Genomic DNA, 18,444 nt, shown 5'->3' with positions numbered 1-18,444 from the left:
TGCCCCTTAACATTCTGCCTATGTGAGGGGCGCCGAGGCGCCCTCGTCGGGGCGACAGGTGTCTACCCGAGTTGGCTAGTGGCCGCTTCGCTCAACAAGGCTTCTGTGGCCCCCCAGCCCAGGCAGCCATCGGTGATCGATATACCGTAGCGCAGGGGGGCCTTGCCCAGTGCCTGGCAACCCTCGAACAAATGGCTTTCGAGCATCATGCCGATGATCGAGCGGTCACCCTGCAAGCGTTGCTGCAGCACCTGATTGAACACTTGAGGTTGGCGCAGTGGGTCCTTGCCGCTGTTGGCATGGCTGCAGTCCACCATCAGGCGTGGGCGGATGCCGGCCTTGTGCAGGCCCTGGCGTGCCTGCTCCAGGCTGGCGGCATCGTAGTTGGGGCCCTGGTGGCCGCCGCGCAGCACCAGGTGGGTATCAGGATTGCCAAGGGTCTCGACGATCGCCGGATGCCCCTGGGCATCCAGCCCGAAGTGGCGGTGGGCATGCGCGGCACTGCGGATGGCGTCGCAGGCGATACCCACGCCGCCGTCGGTGCCATTCTTGAATCCGACCGGCAGCCCCAGGCCGCTGACCATCTCGCGGTGAATCTGCGACTCGGTGGTGCGTGCCCCGATGGCCGCCCAGCTCAGCAGGTCATCGAAGTAGCCTGCTGCCATCGGCTGCAGCAGTTCGGTAGCCACCGGCAGGCCCCGTTCGAGCATGCCCAGCATCAGCTGGCGGGACAGTGCAAGGCCACCCTGCATGTCATCGCTGCCATCCAGGTGCGGGTCGTATGCCAGGCCTTTCCAGCCCACCGTGGTGCGAGGCTTTTCGACATAGGCACGCATCACCAGCAACAACTGGTCATCGACCTGGCGGGAGAGGGCGGCCAGGCGTTCGGCGTATTCGAGGGCAGCGTGGGGGTCGTGCAGCGAGCAGGGGCCGACAATCACCAGCAGGCGATCATCCTCGCCGTCGAGAATCGCCTTCACCGCCTGGCGGTGGCGCTCGACCTGGCCGCCAAGGGCGCTGGACAAGGGCAGTTGCTGCTTGAGCTGAAACGGGCTGGGCAGGCGCAGGTTGAGGCTACTGTTGGCTGCGACAGCCTGGGGTTGGGACAGGTTCAGGGCTTGGGTGGACGCTTGCATGGTCGGTTTTCCTTGGGCGGAAGGCGGGTTCGGTCCCGCGCCTTCGGCCCTAGCGAGATGTTCGATTTCGTGTCGGTGTTTGCGTGCCACCTGTACTCGACCGGTCGGAGGCGGCTGGCTGGCCCGAACGGCAGTGGCTAAATCGCCAGGCAAGGCTTTGGTAACGGTAATAGGTGCTGTGGTTCATGCTGCAATCCTCATCGATGTCGGTGGCGTACGGCGCCCAAAACAAAACCCCCGGTGGGCAGGGCCGACCGGGGGTTGAGTATTCTCGTGTTCGGCGGCCCTGGGAGTGGGCGCCGGTGTGGGTATCAGCGGCGCCTGTGGCTAAACCAATACCCAAAATAAAAGCCGCTGGCAGGCAGTGCCGCGCACGCAGGCACAGCCGCCAGGTGCGATACGCGACCTGTGTGCAGTGCTTGAGTGAGGGAAATAGACGACATGCTGTGCTCCAGTTGATTGCCCGAGCTTACTTCAGGCGCGCAACTGGATGCAACCGGCAAATGGCGTTAGGCTTGCGCCCGATTGCTGGCACCGGAGCGTTGTCAGCGCACGCCGCACAGACGTGCATACCACCACATGGAGTCTCCCGATGCATGTGAACGACTACACATCGGCCATTACCACCCGCACCACCGGTGCAAGCCCCCTCCCTACCAGCCTTGGCATCAACCATGGCAACAGCAGCAGCGCCAGGGCCCTGAATGCCTACGCCGGGCAGGATACCAGCAGTGTCTCCAACCTGGCCCGTCAACTGGCCGCAAGTGCCACCCGTGCCAGCGAGCGCGATACCGGCCTGAGCCATTCGGCACTCGGTGCGTTGGCCAGGTCGCTGCTCGACAAGATTACCGGCGCTGCGTATTCGGCCAACAAGGCCGCCCACGACAAGGAAGTACCGGCCACCGATGACCCCGAGCTGCTGGCCCGGGCCGAACAGGCCACTGCGTTCGTGAACGCGACGCTGACCGTGGGCAGCAAGACCGTTGAAAACCCGTTCGCCGGCCTGTCGCGCGAGCAACTGGCGCTGATCACCTACGATGACAGCGGCACCTTCACGGTCAACGAACGGCGCGCCGCGTTCGAGGAGTCCACCCGCCAGGAGCAGGCGTGGCGTCGCGAGGTCAGCGACAAGGCGCAACAGGAATACAACACCACCGGCCGCATGACGGACTTCTTCAAGCAAGTGCAGGCTCACTACAACAGCCTGCCGGCAATCGAGAAGGCCCAGTATCCGGCCGACTATGCGGCGCAGGTGCAACAGCACATCGATGCCGACATCAACTACAAGGCGCAGAACGCCAAGGACATGATCGTTCCCATGACCCTGGCCGAAACCCTGTTGACGATGGGGCCGGTGGGCAGCGGCAAGACCCTCGCGCTGCCCGGCGCCGGCTGATCAGCGCCGCAGATAGGCGGTAAAGTCGATATCGCCGGCACTGAGAATCGCCTGCACCCGATTGTGCACGTTGAGCTTGCGCAGAATCGCCGAGACATGGGCCTTGACCGTGGTCTCGGCGATATCCAGGTTGTAGGCGATCTGCTTGTTCGACTCCCCCTTGGTCATGCGCTCGAGCACCAGCAACTGTTTGCGGGTGAGCGCCTGCAGCAGCTCCGGGGCAAAGCCTGCATGCTCGCTCTGGTTGCGCCGGCCGGTGCTTTTTTGCGTGCGGATGATGTCGGGCGGCAGGTACACGTTGCCGTTGAGGATCTGCTCGATGGCATCGGTCATCTGCGAGCGCGGCGACGACTTGGTGATGAACCCCACCGCGCCATAGGTGATTGCCTGCAGCACCACTTGCTTGTCCTGCTCGGCCGAGACGATCACCACCGGGATCGTCGGCGCCTCGTTGCGCAGGTTGATCAGCCCGCCAAGGCCATGCATGCCGGGCATGTTCAGGTCCAGCAGGATCAGGTCCAGGTCGTCATGCTGGCCGGTCAGGCTCAGGGCGCTGTCCAGGTCGGCGGTTTCCATGACCTCGCTGCCAGGGAAGCCGTCAGTGATGACGTTGTGGATCGCTTCGCGAAACAGCGGGTGGTCGTCGGCGATCAGAATCTTGTACATGGCTTTGCACCTTATTGTTGTGGTTGACCGCTAGGCAGACAGTAGTCAGGGGAACGCTTCGGGTGTCGCGGGGTGTACCGGCAGCCCGGCATTCTCCCAGGCATCCAGGCCATCACGGTACCAGTACAGCCGCGTGTAGCCCAGTGCATCGGCGCGCTTGACCGCATTCCAGCTCAGCCAGCAATCGGAGCGACAGTAGAAGACGATGGCGCGCTGCTTGTCGCCATGGCTCAGGCGTTGCAGGTGGCGGCTGAAATAGCGGGCCCAGGCGTCGTCCAGCTGGCCATCGCCGGTGTTGGCCAGCCAGTGGCTGTGGGGGAGGTTGGCATGCGGCTCGCTGTCGATGAACCGGCCATGCAGCCAGGGGCGCTTGTACACGTCGATCAGCAACGGCGGTGGCTGCTGTTGCAGCAGGGCCTGCAGCTGCGCGGTATCGAGGGTCTGCGCCGGCGGCGCCTTATCGGGGGTAGGGCTGCGGTACAGGGTGGCGCGGTAGCCGTCGGCAGTGAACAGCGCCGTGTCGGCGCTGGCGGGCACCGCCAGGGTCAGGCAGGCAGAAGCGAACAAGGCACGCAGCAGCATGGTCGGCAGTCTCGTTTTTGTTATGCCTGGTATTACAGGCCAGTACTGGCGCTTTGTGAATGCGACCATCGACAGCGCGGGCAGTACCAAAGTAGTAGCGGCCGTGCTCGCCAGCGGCTCTAGCATGGGGTATAGCCACTACAGGAGAACTGCGCGATGGGCATCTTGCTGGTCGACGACCACCCGATGATCCGCCTGGGCCTGGCCCACTTTCTGGGCGAAGGGCTCAATGGACTGCCAGTTCGCGAGGCCGGCAGCGGCGAAGAGGCCCTGCAGCAGGTGCAGGAGGAACTGCCCGGCCTGGTGATCATGGACTTCGACCTGCCCGGCATCAGCGGCCTGGAAACCACCCGGCGCCTGCGTCAGCGCCTGCCGCAACTGCGCGTGCTGTTTTTCAGCGAACACACCGAGCTGGGCCTGGTTCGCCAGGCACTGGACGCGGGGGCCTGCGGGTTTCTGTCCAAGGCGGCAGCGCCGGCGGTGGTGCTTGAAGCCGTGCGCCGGGTACTGGCGGGGCATGCCTACATCGAGCAACCGCTGGCCACCCAGCTGGCCTGCCAGCCGCACCCGGGGCAGGGTGGCGGCAATGCTCGGCTGCAGGGGCTGACCCAGCGCGAGATCGAAATCTTCCTGATGCTGGCCAAGGGCACGCCGACCCGGTTGATAGCCCAGCAGCTGTGCATCAGCGCCAAGACCGTCTCCAACTACCTGACCTTGCTCAAGAGCAAGCTGCAGGTCAGCTCCCATGCCGAACTGGTGCACCTGGCAATCGAAGCCGGCCTGCTGCGTATAGCGGCGTAGGCTGTGTACGCAGGCACCTAGTCCCAGGTGCTCGGGCAACCCTGGCAGCCTTCCATGTTGCTGTCCTGGAAGTTGGCGTAGTGCTGGCGAGTGCCGCGCAGGTCGGCTTTCTCCAGGTTGCTTTCACCGAACTTGGCTTCCTGCAGGTTGGCATCGGCCAGGTTCGCCCCCACAAGGTCGGCCCTGCTCAGCCAGGTCATTTCCAGGTCGGCGGCTTGCAGGTTGGTATTGTGCAGCTTGGCGCCGGACAGGCGGGCAAACTCCAGGTAGGCGGCGCTGAGGTTGGCACCATTGAAGTTGGCGCCCTGGGCGTACATGCCCCAGGCCTGGACCGCGATCAGCGTGGCATCGGTGAAGTTGGCCACGCGCAGGTTGGTTTGCTGCAGGCTGGCACGGGTGAGGTTGGCGCCTTGCAGGTTGGCTTTCTCCAGGTTGGCCAGGTCGAGCTTGGCGTGACGCAGGTTGGCGCCACGCAGGTCGGCACCGGCCAGGTTCATCTTGCGCATGTCCTGGTTGTTCAGGTCGGCGTTCTGCAGGTTGGCGCCGGGGCACTGGCTTTCAGGCTGGATGATGCAGCCGTTGATCTTCAGCGGCTGTGGTTCCAGTTCGTCGTCGGCAGCAAAAGCCGGGGACAGGGCGACGGCGAGCACTAGGGGCAGATACTTCATGGGAATCTCCTTGGCAGTTTGAAAGCAGACGCGGGTCAAGCCCGCTCCCACAGGTTTGGTGATCCCTTGTGGTGGCGAACTTGACCCGCGAAAACGCTCAGATCAACGCTTGGCGGTCTTGGTATCCCAGGCCGGGATCTTGAACACCCAGAACGATCCACCCTGTGCCACCGGCTTGGTCAGCTCGGCCATGTCGCCACCCCACAGCGGTACTGCACCGCCGTAGCCGACGGTCACGCCGATGTACTGCTCGCCATCCTGTTCCCAGGTGATCGGTGGCGAAACGATGCCGCTGCCGGTCTGGAATTTCCACAGCTCTTCGCCGGTCTTGGCGTTGAAGGCCTTGAAGTAGCCGTCGCCGGTACCGGTGAACACCAGGTTGCCCTTGGTGGCCAGCACGCCGGCCCACAGCGGCAGGCGCTCGTTGTGCTCCCACACCACCTTGCCGGTGGTCGGGTCCATCGCACGCAGCGAACCTACGTGGTCCTCGTACATGCGCTTGATGCGGAAGCCCATGCCCAGGTAGGCCGACCCTTTCTTGTAGTTGACCTCTTCGGTCCAGTATTCCTCTTTCCAGTGGTTGGCCGGTACGTAGAACAGGCCGGTGTCCTGGCTGTAGGCCATCGGGTTCCAGTTCTTGCCGCCCAGGAACGGTGGCGAGACTTCCACCGGCTTGCCCTTGGTTTCGCCTGGCAATGGCTTGGCCGGGCGCTGGCCTTCGTTTTCGACCGGGCGACCGGTCTTGAGATCGATGTGGCTGGCCCAGGTGATGTTGTCCACGAACGGGAAGGCGTTTTTCAGCTTGCCGTTGGTGCGGTCCACCACATAGAAGAAGCCGTTGCGGTCAGCGTGCGCGGTGGCCTTGTACTGCTTGCCGTCCTTGTCCTTGTAGTCGAACAGCACCAGTTCGTTGTTGCCCGAGAAGTCCCAGGCATCGTTCGGGGTGTGCTGGTAGAACCACTTGACCTCACCGGTGGTCGGGTCGACGCCGACCTGGCCCGAGGTGTACAGGCTGTCGAAGTCGTGCGGGTTGCCGTCCTTGGAGGTACGTGCCCAGGTGTTCCACGGGCCAGGGTTGCCGGCGCCGACGATGATGGTGTTGGTTTCGGGGTCGAAGCTTGCGCTTTGCCATGGGGCGCCGCCACCGTGGCTCCAGGATTCGACCTTGCCGGTCTCGGTGGTCGGATCGTCCGGCCAGGACGGGGCCTTGACGTCGCCGGTAGGGGTGCTGTCCTTGCCGTTCAGGCGGCCCATGTGGCCTTCGACGAACGGACGCATCCACACTTCTTCACCGGTTTCCGGGTCGCGGGCATACAGCTGGCCGACCACGCCGAATTCGTCACCGGAGCTGCCGTGAATCAGCAGCACCTTGCCGCTCTTCTGATCCTTGATCAGGGTCGGGGCGCCGGTCATGGTGTAGCCGGCGCTGTGATCGCCGAATTTCTTGTTCCATACCACCTTGCCGGTGTCTTTGTTCAGCGCGATCACGCGGGCATCGAGGGTGCCGAAGTAGATCTTGTCGCCGAAGATGGCAGCGCCACGGTTGACCACGTCACAGCACGGACGAATGTTGTCCGGCAGGCGATGGTTGTAGGTCCACAGACGCTTGCCGGTCTTGGCATCCAGGGCGAACACCCGCGAATAGGAGCCGGTGACGTAGATCACGCCGTCGTTGATGATCGCCTGGGATTCCTGGCCGCGTTGCTTTTCGTCACCGAAGGAGTACGACCAGGCCGGGGTCAGCTTGAACACGTTCTTGTCGTTGACCATGGCCAGCGGGCTCCAGCGCTGGGCATTGGTGCCCATGCCGTACTGCAGCACGTTCTGGGTGTTGAGGTGGTCGTTGGCGATGTCTTCCCAGGTCACCGGCTTGGCGTTGGCCGCCGGTGCCAGGGCCAGGCTCGAGACCAGCAGGACGGCCTGCACAGCCATGGACAGTGGGGAAAGCGCGGCGGGTAACGATCTTATTGTCATAGTGGGTGTTCCCAATGGAGGTTTTGTGCCTGCCTAGACTGGATCGTCGCCGCCTGCGCAGATACGGAAAAACTCCCGCCCTGAGCGGGAAAATGTCCCAGTCGGCGCATGATTTGGCACTGCCCCACAAGCCCTACTACCAAGGGAGTAGCACGCGACCACCAAAGCAGCATGGGGGCGCTGGAGTGCGCTTTCTAAGATGCCCGGCAGCACCCCGGTATCGCGAGGTGCCTGCGTGCAAACCGTACAGACAAAGCAGTCGAGGGCAGAACAATGACAACAGTGAAAAACGCCTGGATGAGCGCCGTGCTGATGGCCGGCCTGATGAGTACCGGGGCGGTGTTCGCCCATGGCAACGTGACCCCGTCGGCGGTCAACACCGGCACCCTGGAAAAACTCGGTGACGAGTGGCGTGAAACCAACCCCTACCGCAACGGCCCCAACCATGACGAGGCAGTGTCCATCGGCGCCTCGGCCTACAACCAGAACTGCGCGGCCTGCCACGGCCTGGAAGCCAAGTCCGGTGGTATCGCCCCCGACCTGCGCCTGCTGGACGAGGGCGAGGCGGGCGATGAATGGTTCGTGGAGCGGGTACGCAACGGCGCGGTGCGTGACGGGCGCGTGTACATGCCCAAGATGGCCGACTATCTGAGCCAGGAAGCGTTGTGGGCGGTGCGTACCTACCTTGACAGCGTGCACATCGAGGAATAGGCCATGCGCCGGGTACCGTTGCTGTTGGCCGCGTTGCTGCTGGCCGGCCCGGCCTGTGCAATACAGCCGGGTGCCGATCCGGTGCCGTCGGTGATGTGGGAGTTCTATCGCAAACAGTGGCTCCAGGATGAGCCCTACGTCTTTGATGAGCGCGTGCGGGTGATTGCCCCGCCATTCGCCGAGGACGCCCGACAGGTGCCGTTGCAGGTCGATGCCCGGGCGTTGCCGGGCAAGGTGCAGCGCATACTCGTGTGGGCCGAACTCAACCCGATACCGCGGGTCGTCGATTTCCATCCCGGCCCGCAGGTTCTGCCGTGGCTGGCTGTGCGCATACGCATCGAGCAGGCCACCCCGCTGCGGGCGGCCGTGCTGACCGATGACGGTACCTGGCACATCGGTTCGAGCCTGATCGATGCCGCCGGCGGTGGCTGCACGGCGCCCAGCGTGGTACGCAGCCAGCCCGGCTGGGAAGAGCGTCTGGGCCAGGTACTGGGTGCACGCTACCCGCGCGAAGCCTTCAGCCGCGTGCGCCTGGACGTGTCGCATCCGATGGATAACGGCCTGACTGGCGGCATCCCCGAATTCTTCATCGAACACGCCGAGCTGTTCGATGCCCAGGGCCAGTCGCTGGCCACCCTCGAACTGTTTCCTGCCGTGAGCGAGAACCCCAGCCTGGGCTTCGACCTGCTCAACCAGGGGGCTACCCGCCTGGTGCTGCGTGACAACAACGGCAACCAGTTCGACGCTGCCATCGAGTGAGGACCGTGATGCGAGCACTGTTGCTGTTGCTGGCGTGTGTCAGCCTGCCGAGCCTGGCCGACCTGGACTATCACCTGGCGCCGCGCCAGATCGCGGCCGACACCTATGTGCTGGAGGGCAGCACCGAGCACTTCTCCCGAACCAACGGCGGCAACATCGTCAACACCGGTTTCATCGTCACCGAGGCTGGCGTGGTGGTGATCGACAGCGGTCCGTCGCTGCGCTATGGGCAGGCCTTGCGCAAAGCCATCGAAAGCGTCACCGACCAGCCGGTGGTGCAGGTGCTGCTGACCCATCACCACCCCGATCACGCACTGGGCAGCCAGGCCTTTGCCGGTGTGCCTGTCGGTGCACTGCCTGGCACCACGCAGTTGCTGGAGGAGCAGGGGGATGGCCTGGCCGAGAACATGTACCGCATGGTAGGTGACTGGATGCGTGGCACCCAGGTGCGCCTGCCCGACCAACAGGTGGCGGCGGGTGAGCGTGCGTTCGGTTCGCACCGGTTGCGGCTGCTGGCCTTGACCGGTCACAGCGGTGCCGACCTGGCGGTGTTCGATGAAAAGACCGGAGTGTTGTTTGCCGGCGATCTGTTGTTCTACCAGCGTGCGCTGACCACGCCCAACACCCCTGGCCTGGCGGTGTGGCTACAGGATCTGCAGCGGCTCGAGGCGCTGCCGTGGAAGGTGCTGGTGCCGGGGCACGGCCCGCTGGCCACGGACCGTGCGCCGTTTGCGCAGATGGTTGATTACCTGGGGTGGCTGGACAAGGTGATGCGTGAGAGTGCGGCGCAGGGGCTGGACATGACCGAGGTGATTGCCACGCCGATACCCCAGCGGTTTGCGGGCATAGCGTTGAGTCAGTACGAGCTCATTCGCAGCGTGAGCCATCTGTACCCGCAGTATGAGCGGCAGGTGCTCAAACGGGTGGATCGCTAGAAGGTCTGGGGCCGGGCCAACAAGGCTGACAGGCCATGGTGGCCCGGCATCACATCAAACCGCGCCTTTACAACGGATAGTGCTTCAACTCCCGCGCAATCAGCATGCGCTGAATCTCGCTCGAGCCCTCATAGATCTGCGTGATCCGCGCATCGCGGTAGTATCGCTCCACGGGGTAGTCTTCCAGGTAACCATACCCACCATGCACCTGGATGGCCTTGGAACACACCCGTTCGGCCATCTCCGAAGCAAACAGCTTGGCCTGCGAAGCCTCGCTCAAACACGGCTTGCCCGCACTGCGCAAACGCGCCGCATGCAGTATCAACAACCGCGCCGCATTGAGCTGTACCTGCATGTCGGCCAGCAGGTTGGCCACACTCTGGTGCTCGTTGATCGGCTTGCCGAACTGGATGCGGTCACGCGAATACACCAGCGCCGCCTCGAACGCCGCGCGCGCAATGCCCAGCGCCTGAGCCGCAATGCCGATACGCCCGCCCTCAAGGTTGGACAGCGCGATCGCCAGGCCCTTGCCACGCTCGCCCAGCAGGTTGGCTGCCGGCACACGGCAGTTGTTCAAGGTCACCGCACAGGTGTCGGAGGCGCGAATGCCCATCTTGTGTTCGCTGCGATCGACCACGAAACCTTCGTTGTCGGTCGGCACCAGAAACGCCGACAACCCTTTCTTGCCCAGCTCCGGGTCGGTCACCGCAAACACGATCGCCAGGCCCGCGCGCCGCGCATTGCTGACGAACTGCTTGGACCCGTTGATCACCCACTCGTCACCCACGCGCTCGGCACGGGTGCGCAGGTTGTGCGCCTCGGAGCCGGCCTGGGGTTCGGTAAGGCAGAAGCAGCCGATCACCTGGCCGGTGGCCAGACGCTCCAGCCAGGTCTGCTGCTGCAGCTCGCTACCATAGGCGAGCAGGGGGCCGCAGCCTACCGAGTTGTGGATGCTCATCAACGCCCCGGTGGCGCCATCGCCGGCGGCAATCTCTTCCACCGCCAGTGCATAGGCCACGTAGTCGGTGTAGCTGCCGCCCCATTGCTCGGGCACCACCATGCCCAGCAAGCCCAGCTCACCCATCCTGGCCACCACGCCATCGTCGATCCAGCCGGCCTTTTCCCAGGCCTGGGCATGCGGGGCGATCTCGTTACGGGCGAAGTCGCGCGCCATGTCGCGGATCATGATCTGTTCTTCAGTCAGTTCCAGGTCTTGCATGTGCGTACTCCGGCCCTCACAGGCCTTCGAAGAATTGATCCACCCGCGAGTGTGAAAGCTCGGCGACGGTGGCGGGGTTCCAGCGAGGCTGCTTGTCCTTGTCGATGATCAGCGCGCGTACACCTTCGATCAGGTCGCCGTGCTCGAACCATTGCCGGTCCAGGTGCAGCTCCATCGCAAAGCAGTCCTCCAGGCTCAGGTGGCGCCCGCGGCGCAGCATCTCCAAGGTCACCGCCATCGCCAGGGGCGAGCGCGTGGCCAGCAGGTCGGCGGTCTTGAGTGCCCATTCGTGGCTGTCGCCGACGGTCACGGCACGCAGTTGCTCGATGATGCTGGCCACATCGGGCAACGCGAAGAAGTGGTCGATGGCCGGGCGCAGCGCAGCCAGGGGAGGGTTGTCCAGGGTCTGGGTGCCCAGCCTGGCCAGCACGCCCTGCAGGTCCTTGAGCGGGTGCTCGCTCCACTTGAGCGTGTTCAGGCGTTCATCCAGGGTGCTCAGCCTGGCGCTGTCGACATGCCAGTCGGCCAGCCCGCAGTACAGCGCGTCGGCCGCCTGGATCTGCACGCCGCTCACCCCCAGGTAGGTGCCCAGTTCGCCGGGGATGCGCGACAGGAAATAGCTGCCGCCCACGTCCGGAAAGTAGCCGATGCCGGTTTCGGGCATGGCCAGGCGGCTGCGCTCGGTGACCACACGCAGCTCCGCGCCCTGGGCCAGGCCCATGCCGCCGCCCAGGGTAAAGCCGTCCATCAGGGCAACGATGGGCTTGCGGTAGTGATGAATGCACAGGTCCAGCGCGTACTCCTCCACGAAGAAGTCGCGGTGCAGGCTGTCGCCTGCCTTGAAGCTGTCATGCAGCGAACGGATGTCGCCGCCGGCGCAGAAACCCTTGGGGCCTTCGCCACGCAGTACCACTGCGTGAACCTGCGGGTCGACGGCCCAGGCGTCGAGCTGCTGCTGCAGCTGACGCACCATCGGCAAGGTCAGGGCGTTGAGGCCGGCGGGGCGGTTGAGGGTCAGATGGCCTACATGGTTGCGTACAGTAGCCAGTACGTTGGTATCGACCGGGGAATGCGCTTGCGCGGTCATCGCTGTCTCCCTGCTTTGTTATTGATTTTCCACATGATTTGTCGCGCCGTGGAGATGAATTCAAGGATCGTCGGATCGTAACAGTGCAATTTTGCCCATTACAATCGACAAAACTGCAGTGCCTGTCTGCATTTTTGCATGGTGGTCTCGGCCATCCGGAGCGGGTGCTGGCACTTTAGCCTTGTGACACTGGCGGACACAGGATTAGTTCCCCGGTGCCTGGCACCTCGCGCCTCGCCAAAGCAGCAGCGCCTTGCCCCCAAGGCAGCGTAGGGCGCGCGGCGCCGCTTTTCGATAATCGCCTCCGACAACCGTCCACCCGTTTGCGGAGAGCGTCATGCACAACAATAAGAATGCCCATACACGTTTCCTGCCCTTGGTGGCGAGCCTTGCCGCGCTGGGCCTGACCCCGCTGGCCCAGGCCGAGATCATGCTGTACGACAAGGACGACACGACCTTTTCCACCGACGGCTACATCAACGCCTTCTACGTCAACAGCAAGGTCGACCGTGACGGCGAGCAGTTCGACCGTCGCCAGTCCCGGGTCAAGATGGGCTTTCTGCCCAACTACCTGGGTTTCAACATGACCCGTCAGATCGACGACCTCAAGCTGGGCGGGCGCGCTTCGTTCTGGGTCACCATCAACGACAGTGAAACCAACGGCACCGACACGGCCATCGACGTGCGTCAGTTCTACGGCACCGTGACCAATTCGGAGTGGGGCGAAGTACTGATCGGCAAGGACTTCGGCCTGTTCGCCCGTTCCAACATCCTGCTCGACGAGTTGCTGGCCGGCTATGGCCAGGTCAGTGACACCCTCGGCCTGGTGGACGGTGGCGGCGTATCGTTCGGCAACATCGGCACCGGCTACCCGTACCCGTTCCCCACTGCGCAGATCACCTACCGCACCCCGGTGATGGATGGCCTGCGCATCGCCGTGGGCATCATGGACCCGGTCGATACCAACGATGACAGCGCGGTGGGCAAGGCCTACCAGAAGAATCCGCGCACCGAGAGCGAGATCACCTACCAGTTCGACCTGGGGGGCGCCAAGATCTACAGCTGGATCAACGGTGGCTACCAGACCTCGGACAACACCGACCACAACGTCGACTCGGTGACCTCCAAGGGCCTGGGCTATGGCGTACAGGCCAAGATGGGCGCCTTCTCGCTGACCGGTTCCGGCTTCACCGCCAAGGGCATCAACCCGTTCTTCACCAACAACGCCGGGGAAGCCACCTTGCGCGAGGTCGACAGCAAGGGCTACCTGATGCAGGGCTCGTACAAGTTCGGCAAGAACCGCCTGGCGTTGTCGTACGGCAAGACCAAGGACGACGGCAACGGCGCGGTCAACACCGGCGCCGACTACGAGACCCGCGGCATCGCGCTGTTCCGCGACATCAATGCCAACCTCACCCTGGTAGCCGAATACAACCAGTTCGAAATCCGCGGGCATGAGGGCAGCAGCCAGAACGAAGACACCGATACGCTGGCCCTGGGTGCCGTGCTGACCTGGTAAACCGCGTCGCCCCTTCGCTGGCAAGCCGGCGCCCACAGCGATGCCACTGTTCTTCACGTCAGTGGCAAACCTGTGGGCGCCGGCGTTCCAGCGAAAGGGCACCCCCCTTGCAAACCTACAACCAATGCCACCCCCACCCACTACCCAAGTAGCATTCGACCCCCTCCAGCCCCTTCGTACACTGGGCCCATCCGTTAAAGCCCCCGCCGGAGGCCGTCATGCACCACCCCCCCGCCGAGGGCATTGTCAGTGCCGTCTCGCGCGCCAGTGTCGCCGAAGAGGCCGCACAGGACCTGGCCCGTCAGCTGCTGCACCCGCACCTGGGCTTCGTGCTGTTCTTCTGCTCCGCCGAATACGACCTGCCAGCCCTGGCCCACTCGCTACAACAGAGCCTGGGCGGCATCCGCCTGGCAGGCTGCACCAGCGCCGGCGAAATCACCCCCGAAGGCTACGGCCGCGGCTGCATCACCGCGCTGGGCTTCGATTACCGGATGTTCTCGATTGCCGCCGAACTCATCGCCCCCATGCAGTACTTCAGCCTGATCGACGCGCAGCAGATGGTCGAGCGCCTGGTCGGCGACTGTCGCAGCAACACCCTGGCCCCGATCAAGGGCCACAGCTTCGCCCTGACCCTGCTCGACGGGCTGTCCAGCCGTGAGGAAACCGTGCTTGCCGCCCTCAGTGCCGCCCTGGGCGACATCCCGCATTTCGGCGGCTCGGCCGGCGACGACAACTACCTGCACCACACCCATGTGTACTTCAACGGCGCCTTCCACAGCAGCGCTGCCGTGGTGCTGCTGGTCAATACCTGCCTGGATTTCGAGGTATTCACCACCCATCACATCCAGCCGCGTCAGGAAAAGCTCGTGGTCACCCGCGCCGACAGTACCCTGCGCCGGGTCTACGAGCTCAATGCCGAACCCGCCGCGCAGGAATACGCCGCGCTGATCGGCGTGCCCCCCGAACAGCTCGACCACCGCACCTTCGCCGCCCACCCGCTGGCGGTGCGCATCAACGAGCGCTACTACGTGCGGGCCATCCAGCAGGTGCACGACGACGGCAGCCTGAGTTTCTACTGCGCGGTGGAGAACGGCATCGTGCTCACCGCCATGCGCCCCGGGCCCCTGCTGCCCAACCTGAGCGCGTTGTTCGACGGCTTGCGCGAACGCCTCGGGCCGTTGCTGCTGACCATCGGCTGCGACTGCTTCCTGCGCCGCCTGGAGCTGGAAGGCAGCGCAGAGTTCGAAGCCGTCGGCGCCTTTTTGCAGCAGCAGCCTGTGGTGGGGTTCAACTCCTATGGAGAACAGTTCAATGGCATGCACATCAACCAGACGTTCACCGGCGTCGCCATTGGCCAGCCCCGTGCACGCCGTGGACATTGACCAGGCCGCGCTGATCGCCCGCTTGCAGCATGAAAACCGCAAGCTCAGCCGTATCAACGCCGCCCTGATCGAACGCCAGGAATCGGGCGCCGCGCGCCCGGACGACTCCTATGCGGCGTTCCAGCACTCGGTGGTGCTGGCCGAGCAGGTGCGCGAGCGCACCGATGCGCTGAACCAGGCCATGGCCGAACTCAAGGCCAGCAACCACCTGCTCAGCGATGCGCGGCTGCGCGCCGAAACCGCGCACCAGTACCTGGTGGACGCCATCGAAAGCATTTCCGACGCCTTCGTGCTGTTCGACCCGCAGCAGCGCATCGTGCTGTTCAACCAGCGCTTCAAGGCGTTCTGGGCCAACAGCCGCATCCGCATCATCGGCGGCATGCGTCTGGCCGAGATCAAGCGGCTGATGCAGAGCACCGGGCTGTTCTGCGAAGAACAACGCGGCCCCAGCGCCGAGCACATGGTGTACCGCCTGCAGGGCGGGCGCTGGCTGCAGGTCAGCGAGCGCCCGACCCAGGGCGGCGGCTGCGTGATGCTGTTCACCGACATCACCCAGATCAAGCTCAGCGAAACCCAGCGCCGCGAACAGGCCGTGGCGCAGAAGTCGCACCTGCTGCAGCGTGCGGTCGACAACCTGTCCCAGGGCGTGGCCATGGTCAATGCCGACGGCGTGCTGGAGTTGTGGAACCGGCGCTTCCTGGAACTCAGCGGGCTGGCCCCGATTGCCGCCCATCGCGACTTTGCCGAGGTGATCGCCGACAGCGAGCTGGCCTTGCTCACCCCGGCCAGCACCGATGCCAACGGGCGCAGCATCCATGAACTGGAGCAGCGCCTGTTCGACGGACGTATGCTCGAAATCCGTACCCATCCGCTGCCGGCCGGCGGTTTCGTCAACACCTTCACCGACATCACCGAGCGCTATCAGCATGCCGAGGCGCTGAGCGAGAGCGAGCGCTGGATCCGCCTGATCACCGACCACGTGCCGGCGCTGATCGCCTACCTCAACGCCGACCTGGTCTACGAGTTCACCAACAAGGTGTACGAGCAGTGGTACTGCTGGCCGCGCGGGGTAATGCTCGGCCAGAGCCTGCGCGAGGTGCACAGCGCCGAGCATTACCAGCGCCTGGAGAGCTATGTGGAGCGGGCATTGTCGGGCGAGAGCGTGACATTCGAGTTCGCCGAAACCAACGCCCACGGCCAGGAGCGCTACATGCTGCGCTCCTATGTACCCAACCAGCTGGCCAGCGGCGAGGTGGTGGGGATCTTCGTGCTGATCCGCGACATCACCGAACGCCGGCGTACCGCCGAAGCCCTGCACCAGGCCTACCAGAACCTGGAGTTGCGGGTGCGCGAGCGCACCGCCGAACTCACCCAGCTCAACCAGCAACTGCTGCGCGAAATCGAAGAGCGGCGCCGCGCCGAAGCGCGCCTGCGCGAGGCCAAGCAGGAGGCCGACCAGGCCAACCTGTCCAAGACCAAGTTCCTTGCCGCGGTCAGCCACGACCTGCTGCAACCGCTCAACGCCGCGCGCCTGTTCACCAGCGCGCTGCAGGAGCAGAACTGTGCAAGCCCGGCGCTGGTGCGCAACGTCAGCAATTCGCTGGATGACGTCGAAAGCCTGCTGGGCACCCTGGTCGACATCTCCAAGCTCGATGCCGGGGTGATCAAGGCCGACGTCGCGACCTTCGCGGTCAGCGACCTGCTCGACAACCTGGCCGCCGAGTACGCCCATGCCGCCGCCAGCGAAGGCTTGCGCATGAGCTACGTGCGCAGCAGCCTGCGGGTGCGCAGCGACATCCAGCTGCTGGCACGCATCCTGCGCAACCTGCTCAGCAATGCCATCCGCTACACCCCGCAGGGGCGCCTGATGCTCGGGTGCCGGCGGCGTGGGCAGCGGGTGTTCATCGAGGTATGGGACACCGGCATCGGCATCGCCCCCGACAAGTGCGCCGAGGTGTTCCAGGAGTTCAAGCGCGGCGACCTGCAGCGTCCCGACCAGGATCGCGGCCTGGGCCTGGGCCTGGCCATCGTCGACAAGATCGCCGGCATTCTCGGCCACCGCGTGCACCTGCGCTCCACGCCGGGCAAGGGCTCGGTGTTCTCCATCGAGGTGCCGCGCAGCAAGCGTGCGCCCCGGCGCGAGCCGCAACCGTCACAGGTCGAGCCGCTGACCGAACGCCTGGACGGCGCACGTATCTGGGTGGTGGACAACGATGCGGCGATCTGCGCGGGCATGCGCAGCCTGCTGGAGCACTGGGGCTGCTCGGTGGTCACCGCCCTGAGCGAGCAGGACCTGGCCCGCCAGGTGGCACTGGACAGCGAGTGGGCCGACCTGCTGATCGTCGACTATCACCTGGACAACGACCGCAACGGCCTGGAGGCGGTCGGGTCGATCAATACGCAGCGGCACACGCCGTTGCCGGCCCTGATGATCACTGCCAACTACAGCGTGGAGCTCAAGCAGCAGGTGCGCGACCTGGGCCACAGCCTGCTGCACAAACCGGTGCGGCCGATGAAGCTCAAGGCCGCCATCAGCCACCTGATCGGTTGCGAACTCAGCGTGGCTGGCGCCCGCTGACGAAGTGCGCCGCGTCGTTGTAGCCGTGGGTGGAGGCATGCCCGGGGGTAACCAGCGAATCGATGAAGGCTTCGTCTTCGGCGGTGATCTTCACCTGCAGCGCACCGCCATAGGTGTCCCACTGTGCTTCGGTGCGCGGGCCGACGATGGCGGAGCTGACGTGCTGGTTGTTGAGCACCCAGGCAATGGCGAACTCGACCATGCCTACGCCCTTGGCCTGGGTATAGGCGTGGATCTTCTGCGCGATGGCCAGTGACTCGCTGCGCCATTCGGTCTCGAGGATGCGCTTGTCCTGGCGCCCGGCGCGGCTGTTGGCGTCCGGGGTGGCGTCGGGGGCGTACTTGCCGCTGAGCACCCCACGCGCCAGCGGGCTGTAGGGCACCACGCCCAGGCCGTGAAAGGCTGCAGCGGTGAACTGCTCGGTTTCGGCCTGGCGGTTGACGATGTTGTACAGCGGCTGGCTGATCACAGGCTTGGGGATACCCAGGCGTTCGGCCAGGTTGCACACCTCGGCGATGCGCCAGCCGCGAAAGTTCGACACGCCCCAGTGACGGATCTTGCCCTGGCGCAGCAGGTCGCCGATGGCTGCCACGCTGACCTCCAGCGGGGTGGCGTGGTCTTCGCGGTGCAGGTAGTAGATGTCCAGGTAATCGGTGCCCAGGCGCGTGAGGCTGGTGTCGATGGCATTGAAGATATGCTTGCGGCTCAGGCCGCTGCGGTTGGGCAGGCCGTCGACCGGGCCGAAGCCGACCTTGGAGGCCAGCACCCAGTCGTGACGGTGGCGGGCGATGGCTTCGCCGACGATTTCCTCGGAGCGGCCGGCGTTGTACACGTCGGCGGTATCGATGAAATTGATGCCCTGGTCCCAGGCCTTGTCGATGATACGCAGCGAGTCTTCGGTGCTGGTCTGCTCGCCGAACATCATGCTGCCCAGGGTGAGGGCGGAAACCTGCAGGCCACTGCGGCCCAGGGGACGGTAGATCATGCTCGAGCATCCTTTTGCGGGAGGGGGTCGAGCTGTTTTACAGGGT

At 64.6% G+C, this 18,444-nt stretch carries 16 protein-coding genes; 8 read left to right on the top strand and 8 right to left on the bottom strand.

All coding sequences use genetic code 11. The features are described 5' to 3' along the window. Positions 1-62: 62 nt before the first annotated feature. Complete coding sequence (locus LOY33_RS12675) at positions 63-1,136, bottom strand: 3-deoxy-7-phosphoheptulonate synthase (protein WP_258658305.1); 1,074 nt, start codon at positions 1,134-1,136, stop codon at positions 63-65. A gap of 592 nt (positions 1,137-1,728) precedes the next feature. On the opposite strand from LOY33_RS12675, the gene LOY33_RS12670 reads away from it, so the two are divergent. Beyond that, positions 1,729-2,532, top strand: a complete 804-nt coding sequence (locus tag LOY33_RS12670) for a hypothetical protein (RefSeq protein WP_052504202.1) — start codon at positions 1,729-1,731, stop codon at positions 2,530-2,532. On the opposite strand, the gene LOY33_RS12665 is transcribed toward LOY33_RS12670, so the two are convergent. Both LOY33_RS12665 and LOY33_RS12660 read right to left on the bottom strand, forming a co-directional pair. After that, the gene (locus LOY33_RS12665; RefSeq protein ID WP_043860164.1) at positions 2,533-3,198 is read right to left on the bottom strand and encodes a response regulator transcription factor; all 666 of its coding nucleotides are present in this window, start codon (positions 3,196-3,198) and stop codon (positions 2,533-2,535) included. A gap of 45 nt (positions 3,199-3,243) precedes the next feature. After that, the gene (locus LOY33_RS12660) at positions 3,244-3,780 is read right to left on the bottom strand and encodes a PQQ-dependent catabolism-associated CXXCW motif protein (protein WP_258658293.1); all 537 of its coding nucleotides are present in this window, start codon (positions 3,778-3,780) and stop codon (positions 3,244-3,246) included. Between the two features lie 156 nt (positions 3,781-3,936). Here LOY33_RS12660 and LOY33_RS12655 point away from each other — a divergent pair, with 156 nt between their 5' ends. Next, positions 3,937-4,581, top strand: coding sequence for a response regulator transcription factor (locus tag LOY33_RS12655; RefSeq protein ID WP_043860162.1), 645 nt, complete (start codon positions 3,937-3,939; stop codon positions 4,579-4,581). A gap of 17 nt (positions 4,582-4,598) precedes the next feature. Here LOY33_RS12655 and LOY33_RS12650 read toward each other — a convergent pair whose 3' ends face one another. Together LOY33_RS12650 and exaA are read right to left on the bottom strand one after the other, a co-directional pair. Then, positions 4,599-5,249 (bottom strand): pentapeptide repeat-containing protein, encoded by a 651-nt coding sequence (locus LOY33_RS12650; protein ID WP_043860161.1) that lies wholly within the window; start codon positions 5,247-5,249, stop codon positions 4,599-4,601. 102 nt (positions 5,250-5,351) lie between these two features. After that, positions 5,352-7,223, bottom strand: a complete 1,872-nt coding sequence (exaA, locus tag LOY33_RS12645; RefSeq protein WP_043860160.1) for a quinoprotein ethanol dehydrogenase — start codon at positions 7,221-7,223, stop codon at positions 5,352-5,354. Between the two features lie 273 nt (positions 7,224-7,496). On the opposite strand from exaA, the gene pedF reads away from it, so the two are divergent. The 3 genes from pedF to LOY33_RS12630 are packed head-to-tail and all read left to right on the top strand — an operon-like array spanning position 7,497 to position 9,628. After that, positions 7,497-7,934: a cytochrome c-550 PedF gene (gene pedF, locus LOY33_RS12640; RefSeq protein ID WP_043860159.1), complete on the top strand. Its 438-nt coding sequence runs from the start codon at positions 7,497-7,499 to the stop codon at positions 7,932-7,934. Positions 7,935-7,937: 3 nt separating this feature from the next. Further along, complete coding sequence (locus LOY33_RS12635) at positions 7,938-8,693, top strand: quinoprotein dehydrogenase-associated SoxYZ-like carrier (RefSeq protein ID WP_043860158.1); 756 nt, start codon at positions 7,938-7,940, stop codon at positions 8,691-8,693. A gap of 8 nt (positions 8,694-8,701) precedes the next feature. Then, complete coding sequence (locus tag LOY33_RS12630) at positions 8,702-9,628, top strand: quinoprotein relay system zinc metallohydrolase 1 (RefSeq protein WP_258658266.1); 927 nt, start codon at positions 8,702-8,704, stop codon at positions 9,626-9,628. A 67-nt stretch (positions 9,629-9,695) separates the two neighbouring features. Here LOY33_RS12630 and LOY33_RS12625 read toward each other — a convergent pair whose 3' ends face one another. Next, positions 9,696-10,847 carry an acyl-CoA dehydrogenase family protein gene (locus LOY33_RS12625; RefSeq protein WP_116054022.1) on the bottom strand — a complete coding sequence of 384 codons (1,152 nt, stop codon included), beginning with the start codon at positions 10,845-10,847 and terminating at the stop codon, positions 9,696-9,698. A gap of 16 nt (positions 10,848-10,863) precedes the next feature. After that, positions 10,864-11,934 (bottom strand): enoyl-CoA hydratase/isomerase family protein, encoded by a 1,071-nt coding sequence (locus LOY33_RS12620; RefSeq protein ID WP_258658254.1) that lies wholly within the window; start codon positions 11,932-11,934, stop codon positions 10,864-10,866. A gap of 337 nt (positions 11,935-12,271) precedes the next feature. Here LOY33_RS12620 and LOY33_RS12615 point away from each other — a divergent pair, with 337 nt between their 5' ends. From LOY33_RS12615 to nahK, 3 genes are all read left to right on the top strand, one after another. Continuing rightward, positions 12,272-13,453, top strand: a complete 1,182-nt coding sequence (locus LOY33_RS12615; RefSeq protein ID WP_043860154.1) for a porin — start codon at positions 12,272-12,274, stop codon at positions 13,451-13,453. A 218-nt stretch (positions 13,454-13,671) separates the two neighbouring features. Further along, positions 13,672-14,835 carry a nitric oxide-sensing protein NosP gene (nosP, locus tag LOY33_RS12610; protein ID WP_258658250.1) on the top strand — a complete coding sequence of 388 codons (1,164 nt, stop codon included), beginning with the start codon at positions 13,672-13,674 and terminating at the stop codon, positions 14,833-14,835. Then, on the top strand, positions 14,765-17,413 hold the full coding sequence (gene nahK / locus LOY33_RS12605; protein WP_258658248.1) for a hybrid sensor histidine kinase/response regulator NahK/ErcS': 2,649 nt from the start codon (positions 14,765-14,767) through the stop codon (positions 17,411-17,413). The genes nosP and nahK overlap by 71 nt, the downstream gene beginning before the upstream one ends. Here nahK and LOY33_RS12600 read toward each other — a convergent pair. Then, positions 17,391-18,398 carry an aldo/keto reductase gene (locus tag LOY33_RS12600; protein ID WP_043862758.1) on the bottom strand — a complete coding sequence of 336 codons (1,008 nt, stop codon included), beginning with the start codon at positions 18,396-18,398 and terminating at the stop codon, positions 17,391-17,393. The genes nahK and LOY33_RS12600 overlap by 23 nt on opposite strands. Positions 18,399-18,444 lie beyond the last annotated feature (46 nt).

It is taken from the genome of Pseudomonas sp. B21-036, from assembly GCF_024748925.1.
Classification (GTDB): Bacteria; Pseudomonadota; Gammaproteobacteria; order Pseudomonadales; family Pseudomonadaceae; genus Aquipseudomonas; species Aquipseudomonas palmensis.
Note: the sequence above shows the minus strand (reverse complement) of the source record. Positions and strands in the feature narration are given on the sequence as shown.

What these genes read in the sequence shown, in the direction of transcription:
- LOY33_RS12625 (WP_116054022.1), bottom strand. Translation starts at nt 10,847, where the DNA reads ATGCAAGACCTGGAACTGACTGAAGAACAGATCATGATCCGCGACATG.
- exaA (WP_043860160.1), bottom strand. Translation starts at nt 7,223, where the DNA reads ATGACAATAAGATCGTTACCCGCCGCGCTTTCCCCACTGTCCATGGCT.
- LOY33_RS12655 (WP_043860162.1), top strand. Translation starts at nt 3,937, where the DNA reads ATGGGCATCTTGCTGGTCGACGACCACCCGATGATCCGCCTGGGCCTG.
- LOY33_RS12650 (WP_043860161.1), bottom strand. Translation starts at nt 5,249, where the DNA reads ATGAAGTATCTGCCCCTAGTGCTCGCCGTCGCCCTGTCCCCGGCTTTT.
- LOY33_RS12675 (WP_258658305.1), bottom strand. Translation starts at nt 1,136, where the DNA reads ATGCAAGCGTCCACCCAAGCCCTGAACCTGTCCCAACCCCAGGCTGTC.
- LOY33_RS12665 (WP_043860164.1), bottom strand. Translation starts at nt 3,198, where the DNA reads ATGTACAAGATTCTGATCGCCGACGACCACCCGCTGTTTCGCGAAGCG.
- pedF (WP_043860159.1), top strand. Translation starts at nt 7,497, where the DNA reads ATGACAACAGTGAAAAACGCCTGGATGAGCGCCGTGCTGATGGCCGGC.
- LOY33_RS12635 (WP_043860158.1), top strand. Translation starts at nt 7,938, where the DNA reads ATGCGCCGGGTACCGTTGCTGTTGGCCGCGTTGCTGCTGGCCGGCCCG.
- LOY33_RS12660 (WP_258658293.1), bottom strand. Translation starts at nt 3,780, where the DNA reads ATGCTGCTGCGTGCCTTGTTCGCTTCTGCCTGCCTGACCCTGGCGGTG.
- LOY33_RS12630 (WP_258658266.1), top strand. Translation starts at nt 8,702, where the DNA reads ATGCGAGCACTGTTGCTGTTGCTGGCGTGTGTCAGCCTGCCGAGCCTG.
- nahK (WP_258658248.1), top strand. Translation starts at nt 14,765, where the DNA reads ATGGCATGCACATCAACCAGACGTTCACCGGCGTCGCCATTGGCCAGC.
- nosP (WP_258658250.1), top strand. Translation starts at nt 13,672, where the DNA reads ATGCACCACCCCCCCGCCGAGGGCATTGTCAGTGCCGTCTCGCGCGCC.
- LOY33_RS12600 (WP_043862758.1), bottom strand. Translation starts at nt 18,398, where the DNA reads ATGATCTACCGTCCCCTGGGCCGCAGTGGCCTGCAGGTTTCCGCCCTC.
- LOY33_RS12670 (WP_052504202.1), top strand. Translation starts at nt 1,729, where the DNA reads ATGCATGTGAACGACTACACATCGGCCATTACCACCCGCACCACCGGT.
- LOY33_RS12615 (WP_043860154.1), top strand. Translation starts at nt 12,272, where the DNA reads ATGCACAACAATAAGAATGCCCATACACGTTTCCTGCCCTTGGTGGCG.
- LOY33_RS12620 (WP_258658254.1), bottom strand. Translation starts at nt 11,934, where the DNA reads ATGACCGCGCAAGCGCATTCCCCGGTCGATACCAACGTACTGGCTACT.